This is a genomic window from Fluviispira vulneris (assembly GCF_014281055.1).
Lineage (GTDB): Bacteria > Bdellovibrionota_B > Oligoflexia > Silvanigrellales > Silvanigrellaceae > Silvanigrella > Silvanigrella vulneris.
Genome location: NZ_JACRSE010000003.1, coordinates 171124 through 183569 on the forward strand (window position 1 = coordinate 171124; position 12446 = coordinate 183569).

At 33.3% G+C, this 12446-nt stretch carries 12 protein-coding genes and 1 tRNA gene; all 13 read left to right on the forward strand.

The features are described 5' to 3' along the window. Nucleotides 1–5 precede the first annotated feature (5 nt). On the forward strand, nt 6–773 hold the full coding sequence (locus H7355_RS07570; RefSeq protein ID WP_186646269.1) for a GNAT family N-acetyltransferase: 768 nt from the start codon (nt 6–8) through the stop codon (nt 771–773). A gap of 40 nt (nt 774–813) precedes the next feature. After that, nucleotides 814–3165 carry an ATP-dependent helicase gene (locus H7355_RS07575; RefSeq protein WP_186646270.1) on the forward strand — a complete coding sequence of 784 codons (2352 nt, stop codon included), beginning with the start codon at nt 814–816 and terminating at the stop codon, nt 3163–3165. A 19-nt stretch (nt 3166–3184) separates the two neighbouring features. Then, complete coding sequence (rpe, locus tag H7355_RS07580) at nt 3185–3853, forward strand: ribulose-phosphate 3-epimerase (RefSeq protein WP_186646271.1); 669 nt, start codon at nt 3185–3187, stop codon at nt 3851–3853. Nucleotides 3854–3916: 63 nt separating this feature from the next. Then, nucleotides 3917–4921, forward strand: a complete 1005-nt coding sequence (locus H7355_RS07585; protein WP_186646272.1) for a polyprenyl synthetase family protein — start codon at nt 3917–3919, stop codon at nt 4919–4921. Nucleotides 4922–4927: 6 nt separating this feature from the next. After that, on the forward strand, nt 4928–6283 hold the full coding sequence (locus tag H7355_RS07590; protein WP_186646273.1) for a M16 family metallopeptidase: 1356 nt from the start codon (nt 4928–4930) through the stop codon (nt 6281–6283). After that, nucleotides 6261–7217, forward strand: coding sequence for an isopenicillin N synthase family dioxygenase (locus H7355_RS07595; protein WP_186646274.1), 957 nt, complete (start codon nt 6261–6263; stop codon nt 7215–7217). Before H7355_RS07590 ends, H7355_RS07595 begins: the two co-directional genes overlap by 23 nt. Before the next feature lie 25 nt (nt 7218–7242). Next, nucleotides 7243–8211, forward strand: coding sequence for an ABC transporter ATP-binding protein (locus tag H7355_RS07600; protein WP_186646275.1), 969 nt, complete (start codon nt 7243–7245; stop codon nt 8209–8211). Nucleotides 8212–8229: 18 nt separating this feature from the next. Continuing rightward, on the forward strand, nt 8230–9000 hold the full coding sequence (locus H7355_RS07605; protein ID WP_186646277.1) for a nitroreductase family protein: 771 nt from the start codon (nt 8230–8232) through the stop codon (nt 8998–9000). A 9-nt stretch (nt 9001–9009) separates the two neighbouring features. Further along, nucleotides 9010–10005, forward strand: coding sequence for an ABC transporter ATP-binding protein (locus H7355_RS07610; protein WP_390808236.1), 996 nt, complete (start codon nt 9010–9012; stop codon nt 10003–10005). Nucleotides 10006–10115: 110 nt separating this feature from the next. Next, nucleotides 10116–11309 (forward strand): 4-hydroxyphenylpyruvate dioxygenase family protein, encoded by a 1194-nt coding sequence (locus H7355_RS07615; RefSeq protein ID WP_186646281.1) that lies wholly within the window; start codon nt 10116–10118, stop codon nt 11307–11309. Nucleotides 11310–11431: 122 nt separating this feature from the next. Beyond that, nucleotides 11432–11563, forward strand: a complete 132-nt coding sequence (locus H7355_RS16035) for a hypothetical protein (RefSeq protein ID WP_286190691.1) — start codon at nt 11432–11434, stop codon at nt 11561–11563. Between the two features lie 17 nt (nt 11564–11580). Then, nucleotides 11581–11670 (forward strand) — tRNA-Ser (locus tag H7355_RS07620). A gap of 70 nt (nt 11671–11740) precedes the next feature. Then, nucleotides 11741–12316, forward strand: coding sequence for a winged helix-turn-helix domain-containing protein (locus H7355_RS07625; protein ID WP_186646283.1), 576 nt, complete (start codon nt 11741–11743; stop codon nt 12314–12316). Nucleotides 12317–12446 lie beyond the last annotated feature (130 nt).

Genomic DNA, 12446 nt, shown 5'->3' on the forward strand with positions numbered 1-12446 from the left:
AATTTATGAGTTCAAAAGAAAAACGAGAAAAAGATAAGGAAAGAGAAAAAGAAGATTTAAAAGAAGAAAAAAGATTTTTTGATGGAAAAAGAAGTTTTTCCATCCGAGAGCTTGAAATTCAAGACCTAGCAGAGGTTTATAATCTAGGTGAAACCTGCTTTCGTGCAGACCTATGGCCCATGCTTTACAGAGGCTGGGATGAATATGAAGTCACAACAATGTTCAATACAGATGGCGATTATTGCCTTGTTGCAGAAAATGATGAATTCGAGAAAGGAATCGATCCAGATGACGAACGCATTGTCGGTTTTGTTCTCGGCACAGTCATGTCTAAACCTGGAACAGCTTGGAGTTATGGGTATATCGTTTGGCTCTGCGCACATCCAAATTGGCAAAGAGAAGGGGTTGCAAGCAAGTTAATCGACAAAGTTGTAGAAGCCTTCGTTGAAAATGAAGGGGTTCGTATCATTATGGCTGATACGGATCCGAGCAATGAAAGAGCAGTTAAATTCTTTAAGAAAAAAGGGTTTGATCAAGAAAGACAGCATGTTTTTCTCACATCAAATATTGAAAATAATCCACTCTATTCAAACCTTTTGCACAAATCACGCGCACAGGCATTAGAGGAACAATATTTAAAGAAAATAAGAAGACTTGCAGTAGGCTCTTCTGGTCTTGCTGCAGTGAAAAATCAAAAAAGAAAAAACGTCAATAGCAAGAAAAATGCACAAACTGCGAAACAAAAAAAATCAAAGAAAAAGAAAAAAAAGTAAATAAGATTCTTTGTTAATCGCTCTAAAGGACAGATTTATAATGTTTAATGAAATAGAAGCTCTTGATCTTTCAAACCTAAATCCTGCGCAAATATTAGCCTGTACACATAAAGATGGCCCCGCAGTTGTTTATGCAGGGGCGGGAAGCGGAAAAACTAAAGTCATTTGCTCAAGAATTGCTTGGCTTATTACCCACGAACATGTCCCTGCAAGCGCGATATTAGCAGTTACATTTACAAACAAAGCCGCCAAAGAAATGAAAGAAAGAGTCGAGCAATATATTGGCTCTAAACGTTCTAAATATGTCATTGTTTCTACATTTCATGCTTTCTGTGCAAGGTTTCTCCGTATTTATGCTGAGGAAGCAGGTTATAATTCTGCCTTTTCAATATATGATGACGATGATCAGAAGAGTTTATTAAAAGATATCTTAAAAAAATTAAATATCTCTGATAAAATTTTATCGGTAAATACAGTTAAATCTAAAATTGATAAAATAAAAAATCAAGGATTGACTCCAGAAGAGTATCTACATGAATTAAAGCACAATCCTGAAATAAGTTTTCAAGAACAGAGGCAACAATTTAGAAACTTTGGCGAACAATACGATCCGGAAATTATCCAAAAAATTTATAATTTATACCAAAGCACATTGAAAAAACAAAATGCAATGGATTTTAATGATCTCCTGCTGGTCATGTTTAAAACCCTAGAAAACAAACCTCATGTGCTCGAATCTTTGCAAAATAGATTCCGCTATTTTCTTATTGACGAATTTCAAGATACCAACCCAATTCAATTTAAACTCATCCATTTATTAAGCTCTAAAAGTCAAAATTTATTTATTGTTGGGGATGATGATCAAAGCATTTATTCATGGCGCGGCGCTGAACCTTCTTTTATTATAAATTTTCATCATTTATATAAGAATGCAAAAGTATTTAAACTTGAAGAAAACTATAGAAGTACAAAAAATATTATTCAAGCAGCCACAGAAATTATTAAGAATAATAAAAAAAGAGCAGACAAGACACTTTTCACCAATAACGAATCTGGCACAAAAATTAAAATTAAATCCTGCGAAGATCCCTATATAGAATCTAAGTTTATCGCCAATGAAATATACGCAGATTTACAAGCAAATGGTAAATTTTCTGATTTTTGTATTTTATATCGTACAAATGCACAGAGCCGTTCACTTGAAGATGAGTTAAGAAGACGAATGATGCCATATATCATATATGGATCGGTTCGTTTTTATGAGAGAGCTGAAATAAAAATACTACTTGCTTATATTAAATTAATTATAAACCCAACCGACGAAGCTGCATTTCAAAAAATAATCAACACTCCGCGTCGAGGTTTTGGCGATAAAGCACTCGCAAAACTAAAAGAATTATCCAGTTCCCGTAATGAAAGTTTATTAAATACGATTACTGAAATTGTCTATGGTGGATTAGAAAATGATGTATCTCGATCAATCGCAGCAGTAAAAGATTTCGTTATGTGTTTTCAAAAATGGAAGAGCAATTTAGAATATCACAACAAACCATCAGTTTCTTTAGCTGAGATAATTTCAGATATCAATTTCGAAGAATATTTGAGAAATTCATATCCTGAAGATTTCGACGAAAGATGGTTGAACGTAATTGAATTAAAAAATGCGATTATAGAATTTGAAAATATTAATTTAGAAGAAGATTTAGGACAACAACAAAAACAGCTTTCTGGACTAGAAAAACTCTCTCGCTTTTTAGAACAAGCGATGCTCACCGTAGAGCCGACTGTGGTCAATGTGCAACAAGGAAATGCGAACGCAATCACTTTGATGACTATTCATTCAGCAAAAGGGCTTGAATTCCCAAAAGTATTTATTGCTGGCCTTGAAGAAGGTGTTCTTCCACATCAAAACTCGATCGATTCTCCGGAAGCTATCGAAGAGGAACGAAGACTTATGTATGTGGCTGTTACCCGTGCAAAAAGCAAATTAACCCTGACAAATTGCAAACGTAATAGATATAAAGATTTTATTCCTGCTCAGGAAAGTCGTTTCATATCTGAAATTTCATTTGAAATAACTGAATGGGTTGACGCTGCTAAAAAAACATTTACAAGAGAATTTGGTAAAATAACTTCAACCCCTAAATTTGAAGACAAACCAAGAATTTTTAAAGGAGATGATCTTTTAAATAAAGAAAATATAAATTTAAAAAATGAATCCAATCAAGATTTAGTTTGGAGAAAAGGCCAAAAAGTTACACATAAAGTATTTGGTGATGGTGTGATAAGAGATATAGAAAAAAGCACATCAGGATATCGACTCAGAATTAAATTTGATAAAAATTCTGTTGGAGAAAAGACTCTTATACATACTTACGTCACTCCCATTTAATTTATAAAAGGTAAATAGAATGAGAAAAGAAATAAAAGTTTCCCCATCAATTGCAGCAGGAAATCTATTAAAACTTGAAGATGAAGTTCGCAAATTAGAATTGAGCGGGGCTGACAGCATTCACTTTGATGTTATGGATGGTCACTTTGTTCCACTTCTAACTATTGGTATACCATTTATAGAACAAATGCGAAAAATTACTAAAATGCATTTGGATGTCCATATTATGGTAACAAACCCCGATACTACATTTGAAAATTATTTATCTGCTGGAGCTGACACTCTTTCTTTTCATATAGAAACAGCAATACATCCACACAGAATTTGTAGTAAAATTAAAGAAACAGGAAAACGCGCTGGCATTGTCTTAAATCCATCTACCCATTGGAAAGACATTGAATATTTATTACCTATTCTTGATCAAGTCACACTTATGACAGTAAATCCAGGATTCTCAAGGCAAGCACACCTTCCTCTCGTTCATAAAAAAATATCAGAATTATCTCAATTCCGCAGCGATAATAATCTAAAATTCGATATCATGGTTGATGGAGGAGTAAATCACGAAAATGCAAATACTCTAAATAAACTTGGAGTCGATATTGTTGTAGCAGGCGGTGCTGTTTTTAATTTTGAAAACTATAAAGAAGCAATTGCAAAAATAAAAAGCGCTTCCATAACAAACTAAACTAGAATAAAGAATTATAATTTTCTTTGTTTTACTTAATTATTAATGAAAAGAATTATTGATATGACACCTTCTTTTTTTCAGCCAATTGCAGAGGATTTAGCAAATCTCGAAACAAAACTGGTCGACTATTTACTCACTCCAAATAAACCTACGAATCAAGTTTTAGAACATATATTTTCATCAGGCGGGAAAAGAATTCGTCCCGCTCTTTTCCTCTTAAGTAGCAAGCTCATTAATTATAATGGTAATCATAAATTCCCAATTGCATCTGTATGTGAATACATCCACACAGCAAGTTTATTGCACGATGATGTTATCGACAACTCGACTCTACGCAGAAACAAACCGACTGTGAACTCTATCTGGGGTGATGAAACAGCAGTATTAACAGGCGATCTCATTTATTCCGCAGCATGTCGTCTCATGGTTAAAACCAAAAGTCTTGAATTGATCGATGATTTTGCAGAGTGCATACGCTTCATGAGTGAGAGTGAATTGTTTCAACTCGAGCTTTTATGGAAAATTGATACAAACTATCAACAATATTACAGAGTTGTTGAAGGAAAAACAGCCTTTTTGTTTCAATGTAGCGCAAAAACTCCTTGTTATTTAGCTCAATCAGATAGTATAACAACTCACCTTTTGGGCGAATATGGTAAACATATTGGTTTTGCATTTCAAATTTTTGATGATTATTTAGATTATGCGGGAGAAATAGCTCAAGTTGGAAAGCCTATAGCCGCAGACTTATTAGAAGGAAAAATCACACTTCCATTAATCTTTGCATTAAATTCTAATAATAAAAATACGCAAATTTTAAAGAATTTAGTGCATAAGATTATTGAAAATAATTTTGCCACAGTGGAAGAACAAAAAGAATTGATAACACTTGTTAAAGAAACAGATGGATTGAAGAAGGCATTACAAGAAGCAGAAATGCACGCACAAAATGCAAGAAATTGTCTTTCTGAATTTATGCAAAACAATGATCTCAATTTAGAACAAAAAAATGCATTAAAAGCTTTGAATGAAATCACTTTTTTTGTCTTGAATAGAAAGAATTAAAAACAGATGAAGTCACTAACATTAAATAAATATACGCTAAGCAATGGTGTACCCGTATTTTATTGTCACACACCTGAGACAGTTTGTTTTGAACTCTCTATCCATATAAATACAGGAGCTAGAGACGAAACAGAAAAAAATAATGGAGTCTCACATTTTTTAGAACACATGATGTTTCGTGGCTCAAAATCATATCCAAATTCAATTCAACTCTCAAAAGCGATGGAATCATTTGGCGGTGAAACCAATGCCATGACTGGTATTGAAAATACAACTTATTGGTTAAAAGGGGATGCAGAAAAAACCCTAGAAGCCATTGATTGCTTTGCTGACTTCTTTTTAAGACCAAATTATGCTGATTTAGAAATAGAACGATCCGTCATTCTACAAGAAATGGCCTCAGATTTTAATGAAGCAGGTGACAGTATTGATACAGAATCACTCGCTATGGCAACTTTATTTTCCAATCATCCCCTTGGGAATCCTATAATTGGAAAAGAAGAAATAGTTAAACAAATATCACAATCAGATTTATCAGAAAAAAGACGTGATTATTATACACCGAACCGTTGTGCTATAACTATTCATACTTCAATTGATGAGAAAGATGTAATTGCCCAACTTGAAAAATCATTTGGCAATGAATGGGCTCATATTCAAGGTTCTGCGCCAAATAGAATTTTAGCTGATAATTATATTCCTCAATTAAATTCACTTAGAAAACCTCAACATGCACTTTGTTTACAAAATAATCCCGATAATCAATTTGCAGTAAAACTCATTTTTCCAACTGTCGGAGGTCTCTCAAATGAAGTTGTATATATAACTTTTTTACAGAGAATTCTTGATGATGGTATATGTACACGACTTCCTGCAAATATTCGCGAAAAGCATGGACTTGTATATGATATCAGTTGTGATACGCAATTTTTTAATGAAATAGGAACTTTTAGTATAGATGCAACCGTTTCAGAAGATCTTTTACCAAATCTACTTGAAAAATTGGCTCAGGAACTTAGAAACGTTATTTCTGAAAAGCCGCTTCAAGAAGAATTAGATCACATTCGTTTTCGCTATATTTTTGATTTAAAACAAATTAAAGAAACTCCATCTCGACTTTTAAATAGAGAAGTTTCAGCGTATTTTATGGATCAAAAACTTACTTTAGATGATGAAATAAATATCGTAAAATCTATAACTACAGATCAAATTTTAAAAACAGCTCAGAAAATATTTGGTTCAGCAAGAAGAGGATTTGTTTTAATTGGTCCTAAAGCACGTAAAAAAAGAGAGCTAGTTGAAAAATTATTGTCTATATTTGATGGCATTGGAGATTTAAATGAAAAAGGTTCCACTAACTGATGTGCGTCTATATACTCAAGGATCCAATAATGATAAAGAAGAATTTATCCAAAAATTTGGGCGCGCAATACAAGAGTTTGGTTTTGTAATTATCGAAGGACATAATATATCTGAAGATGTTATAAATAATACTTATTCAGCAGTAGAGCAATTATTTGCTCTACCAATTGAAACTAAATTAAAATACGTTGATAACTCAATTATTGGACAAAGAGGTTACGTAAATTTTGGTATTGAACGTGCAAAAAATAATACAATAGGTGATTTAAAAGAATTTTGGCATATAGGCAGAGAGCATTTTTTAAATTCAAAATTAAAAAGTGAGTATACAAAAAATATATGGCCGGACAATGACGTACCTAATTTTAAGCAATTTACACTTGATCTCTATTGTAAATTAGATCAATTGTCTCAAGTTTTATTATCTGCACTTTCAGAATATTTAAATTTACCAAAATATACTTTGCCTCAAATGGCTATAGATGGTAATTCGATTTTAAGAGCTTTGCATTATCCACCTCTAAACAAAGAACAGTTTCATTCTGGGGCAATTCGCGCTGCAGCTCACGAAGATATTAATTTATTAACTATTCTCTGTGAAACAAAAGAAAGTGGTCTCGAAATTCTAACTAGAAATGGGAAATGGCTGCAAATAGAAAGTCATCCTGGTCAAATGATTGTAGATTCAGGTGATATGTTATCAAGAGTAACAAATAATATTATACCTTCTACAACTCATAGAGTAGTTAATCCTTTAAATTCAAGAAATACTTCAAGATATTCTTTACCGTTTTTTGTTCATGCATATGAAAAATGTGAATTAAATGTTTTGGAAAACTGTAAGTCTCCATCAAAACCAATATTATATCCTCCTATCATTGCAAACGAATTTTTGCTACAAAGATTAAGGGAAAATGGACTTGTAAAAACGTAACAGATTCATATATGGAGACACAACCGTGGCTGAAGAAGTTATATTGAAGGTTGAAAATTTAATTACAAACTTTAACGTCTCAGGAAAAAATATCACAGCTGTTGACGATTGTTCCTTTCAAGTTAATAAAGGAAAAACTTTAGGAATTGTTGGAGAATCTGGCTGCGGCAAAAGCGTAACAAGTCTTTCAATTATGCGCTTAATTCCATCACCTCCAGGAAATATTTCATCAGGAAAAATTTTTTTTGAAAAAAAGAATCTTTTACAACTAAGCGAAAAGGAAATGCGATCTATTCGTGGAAATCGCATCTCGATGATTTTCCAAGAACCAATGACAAGTTTAAATCCTGTCTACACTATAGGCTATCAAATAGCAGAAGTTTTTATATTACATAAAGGTGCGAGTCATAAAGAAGCAAGAGATCTATCAATAGAAATGCTAAAACAAGTGCGCATACCTTCTCCAGAAAAAAGATTTAATGAATATCCTCATCAATTGTCTGGTGGTATGCGGCAAAGAATTATGATTGCAATTGCTCTCGCTTGTAAACCAGCTCTTTTAATTGCAGATGAGCCAACAACTGCGTTGGATGTAACTATTCAAGCACAAATTCTTGCTTTAATGAATAATTTGCAAAAAGAAAACGGAATGTCAACTATCTTAATCACGCATGATTTAGGAGTTGTTGCTGAAACATGTGATGATGTTGTTGTTATGTATGCAGGAAAAGTCGTTGAAAAATCAAGTGCAAAAGAATTATTTACCAATCCCAAACATCCTTATACAATTGGATTGCTTAACTCAATACCAAAACTAGGTGAAAAAAAGCATAGATTAAATACAATTCCCGGAATTGTTCCCTCTCTGGCTAATTTACCCAAAGGGTGTCGTTTTCAAGATAGATGTTCTTTAGCATCAAAAGAATGTAAAGAAACCGAACCTGAGCTAAAATTAATCAATCCTAATAAATATGCAGCATGCTTTAAAATATAAAAATATAAGGATCATGAAATGGCTGAAACTATTTTCAACTCTGTTCCTAAACACAATTACAGTGAACAAGAACCAGAAATTAATCCAGAAGAATTCCGCAAAGTCATACATTCCAGACGAAGTGTTCGCATGTTTAATGGAACTCCCATACCCGAAGATATTATGAATGAGTGTTTAGATTTAGCTCTACTTGCTCCTAATTCATCAAATTTGCAACCTTGGGAGTTTTATTGGGTAAAATCACCAGATAAAAAGAGTGAATTGGTAAAAGCATGTCTTTCTCAACCAGCTGCTAGCACTGCAGCAGAACTTATAGTTTGTGTAGCACGATCAAAAACTTGGAAACAAAATGCAAATAAAATGCTAGATGTTTTTGCCAAAAGTAATGCTAATATACCTAACAGTGTTAAAGATTATTATAAAAAAATTGTTCCACTTGCTTACACACAAGGATATTTCAGTGTTATCGGCTTAATTAAACGTCTTGTTTTATTTGTACGTGGTTTAAAAGAACCGACACCAAGAAATCCTGTGAGTAATAGTGATATGATACTCTGGGCTACAAAATCCTGTGCTCTCGCAGCTGAAAATCTTATGCTAGCATTGAGAGCATTCTCATATGATTCTTGCCCAATGGAAGGATTTGATGCCTATAGAGTTGAAAAAATATTAGATCTTCCTTCTGATGCACATGTAGTCATGGTTATAGGAGCAGGAAAAAGATCTCCGAATGGAATTTATGGTCCTCGTATCCGTTTTGAAAGAAATTTATTTATTAAAGAGGTTTAAAAATCAATGATAGATGAAAATATTTTGCAAATAAAAAATTTAGTAAAATACTTTCCTATTTTTGGAGGTATTTTTGGCAAAGAAGTTGCAAAAGTTCACGCTGTCGATAACATCTCATTTAATTTAAAAAAAGGACAAACCTTAGGACTTGTGGGTGAATCAGGTTGTGGGAAAAGTACTTTAGGTCGTACGATATTACGATTGCTAGAGCCAACTTCTGGTCATATTATTTTCGATGGAAAAGATATTACTAAACTTTCACAAAAAGAATTGCGAACTCTCAGAAAAGAAATTCAAATTATTTTTCAAGATCCTTTTGCAAGTTTAAATCCAAGGATGTCGGTGCGAGAAATTTTATCTGAGCCTTTTGATATACATAATCTATATAAGCATCCAGATGAAAGAAAAAATAAACTCGCAAATATTTTAAATGAAGTTGGATTAAATCCTGAGTCTATTGATCGATATCCCCATGAGTTTTCTGGTGGACAAAGACAAAGAATTGGTATCGCCCGTGCATTAGCGCTCAATCCAAAAATAATTGTTTGTGATGAACCAGTAAGCGCCCTCGATGTTTCAATTCAAAGTCAAATATTAAATTTAATGATGGATTTAAGAGATAAATATAATTTATCGTATATTTTTATTGCTCATGATTTATCTGTAATAGAACATATTTCAGACAATGTAGCTGTTATGTATTTGGGAAAAATCGTTGAACACACATCGTCCGAAAATTTATATAAAAATCCTATTCACCCATACACTCGTGCATTGATTTCAAGTATACCAAGACATGATTTTACTGCAAAAAGAGAACGTCATGTCATACAAGGGGATGTTCCAAGTCCTATAAATCCACCAACGGGCTGTAGATTTCACACTCGCTGCCCTTTCGTTAAAGATATATGCAAAAATAAAGAACCCATACTTGAAAATATAGGGTCACAGATCAACACACATTTTGTTTCCTGTCACTTTAGTAATGAATTAAAAAATAAATAAACAGATTAATTAAAAACATTTAATTTTTTAAAATACTCTCTTCAGATTTATTTCTTTACATAAGTCTAGTTTTAGTTCATCATGCATAGAAATAATTTGGAGGAATGATTATGCAAAAGCATCACAAATCTATAGGTCTCGTAGGATATCACTCAGTTCAATTCTTTACACGAGAACTTGAAAAAACAGTAAATTGGCATAAAGAAAAATTTGGTTTTATTGAAATGGCAAAATCCTCCCCAGAATGGGAAAAAAAGAATGGAATGCGCTCTATTGTTTTAAATGGAGCAGGAAAACTGGGCTGGATATTTACCGAACCTATTGAAAAAGCGTCTTCAGCTGGAAGATATTTAAGTATGCATCCCGATGGAGCTGCTTTTTTAAATTTTAGAGTTAAAAATTTAAAACACACTGCTGAGTTTTTAGTGGATAAAAAAGCTCCTTTTCTTTATGATATTGAATCACATAAATCTAATAATGATGGTTACTGGAATGAAACTGCAATCGCAACAGCAATAGATGATGTTGGTTTCCGATTTATTGAAGAAAAAAATTATGATCAATTTGCTCCAGGGTTTGTTTGGACAAATAAAGAAGCTAAAGATCAACCAAACTCTCTCGGACTCGATCTCGGAATCGACCATGTGACTTGCAATGCTCGTTCAATGCATTCTTTGACTGAATTTTATAGACATTGTCTTGGCTTTGAACAATATTGGGGTATTGAGTTCCACACAGCACATCATACAACTGAGCATAGCACAGGCTCTGGTCTTGAAAGTATTGTTATGTGGGATAAAGAGAGCGGTATTAAGTTTGCAACAAATCAACCTCTTGCCCCTTATTTCCATAATTCACAGATTGAAATTTATATTGAAGACAATCGGGGCTCAGGCATTCAACATCTTGCTCTTGGAACAAAAAATATTATTCATTCTGTAAGTCAAATTAAAGAAAGAAATGCGGTTTTTCTAGATGCATCTGATAAATATTATCAGCAACTTCCTGAGCGTATGCAAAAAATGAAATTGAAAAAAATTAATGAGCCAATGGAAATTGTGCAAAAAAATAATATTCTTTTAGACGGTGCTGAAGGAAAGTATTTATTACAAATATTCATGAAAGAACAAAGCATTCAATTTAATAATAAAGAATATGGACCGTTTTTCTATGAAATTATTCAAAGACAAGGAGACGAAAGCTTCGGAGAAGGAAACTTTAAAGCTCTTTTTGACAGCATTGAAAAACAACAAGTAGCTGATCATAGACAAGAAATGAGAGATAGAATCGACTCCCTCTCTTAGTTACACTTTTTTTTAAAAAAAGCTTGCGCAGCTTATATGCGCATGCTAAACCTCAACGCCTGTATTGGAGAAGTTCGGCACACGTTTCGACTTCCCAACTTTCTTTGTGAGGAGACAAAAAAATGGGTAAGAGCGACAACCGCCGTACGTTTAAAATGAAGAGAAAAAAATCTCAAGTAGCTAAAAAAGCTCGTATTAAAGCTAAAATTGCAGCAGCTCAGGCTGTTGCTAAAAAGACTTCTGCAAAGAAGTAAGATTTTTTGATTTTAATGGAGAGATGGCCGAGTGGCTTAAGGCGGCGGTCTTGAAAACCGTTGTGGGTGCAAGCCTACCGGGGGTTCGAATCCCTCTCTCTCCGCCACTTCAAACCCCGACTTATCTATATAAGCCGGGGTTTTTAGTTCTAAAGTTTTCGAGCATCACATTTTAACTTGGATGGGATTTCCGATTTAAAAAAGCAGATAAATTTAAAGAACTCGCAGGAATCTCAAGCAAAAGTTGTTCATATTGAAATTATAAAGAATCTTATATATAAAAATATTGGTAAAAAGTTTAGTAGATCTGGCATTTATTCATTTTCTAAAAAAATAGGTTTAAGAAAAGTCAAACCGAGACCATTACATGTTAAAAATGATCCAGAAGTTATTGCAGAATGGAGAAAAAACTTTCCTAAAGTTTTAGATAAGGTAAAGAGAGAATATCCAGATAAAAAAGTTATCCAATATTACCAAGATGAAACTAGATTTGAGCAAAAGACAATCATGTCAGGAATTTGGAGTCCAAAAGGGGTTCGCCCTGAGTATAAGAATGAAAATGGTTTTTTAAATTCATGGATATATGGAGCAATAAATACTGAAACTGGGAAAAGATTCGAGCCTGTTCTACCAACTCAGGAACCCTTTAAGCTAATCTCAATATCCAAAAAACTATTGCTTTCGACACTACTTAGACGTAACGACACCTCATCGAATGGTTTACTTTCGTTCATCTCCTTGTTTCACACATGACACATTTACTGTGCCTTTTCTCCTACGCTTACCACAATAACTTTTGATTAATGCAGCGAAGAGTTGTTTGAAGCCTTCTCCTGTAAAACGATTTCGAGGGGGCGCCCCTCATCTTTTACACAGCATTGCT

What these genes read in the sequence shown, in the direction of transcription:
- H7355_RS07570 (WP_186646269.1), top strand. Translation starts at nt 6, where the DNA reads ATGAGTTCAAAAGAAAAACGAGAAAAAGATAAGGAAAGAGAAAAAGAA.
- H7355_RS07575 (WP_186646270.1), top strand. Translation starts at nt 814, where the DNA reads ATGTTTAATGAAATAGAAGCTCTTGATCTTTCAAACCTAAATCCTGCG.
- rpe (WP_186646271.1), top strand. Translation starts at nt 3,185, where the DNA reads ATGAGAAAAGAAATAAAAGTTTCCCCATCAATTGCAGCAGGAAATCTA.
- H7355_RS07585 (WP_186646272.1), top strand. Translation starts at nt 3,917, where the DNA reads ATGACACCTTCTTTTTTTCAGCCAATTGCAGAGGATTTAGCAAATCTC.
- H7355_RS07590 (WP_186646273.1), top strand. Translation starts at nt 4,928, where the DNA reads ATGAAGTCACTAACATTAAATAAATATACGCTAAGCAATGGTGTACCC.
- H7355_RS07595 (WP_186646274.1), top strand. Translation starts at nt 6,261, where the DNA reads ATGAAAAAGGTTCCACTAACTGATGTGCGTCTATATACTCAAGGATCC.
- H7355_RS07605 (WP_186646277.1), top strand. Translation starts at nt 8,230, where the DNA reads ATGGCTGAAACTATTTTCAACTCTGTTCCTAAACACAATTACAGTGAA.
- H7355_RS07615 (WP_186646281.1), top strand. Translation starts at nt 10,116, where the DNA reads ATGCAAAAGCATCACAAATCTATAGGTCTCGTAGGATATCACTCAGTT.
- H7355_RS16035 (WP_286190691.1), top strand. Translation starts at nt 11,432, where the DNA reads ATGGGTAAGAGCGACAACCGCCGTACGTTTAAAATGAAGAGAAAAAAA.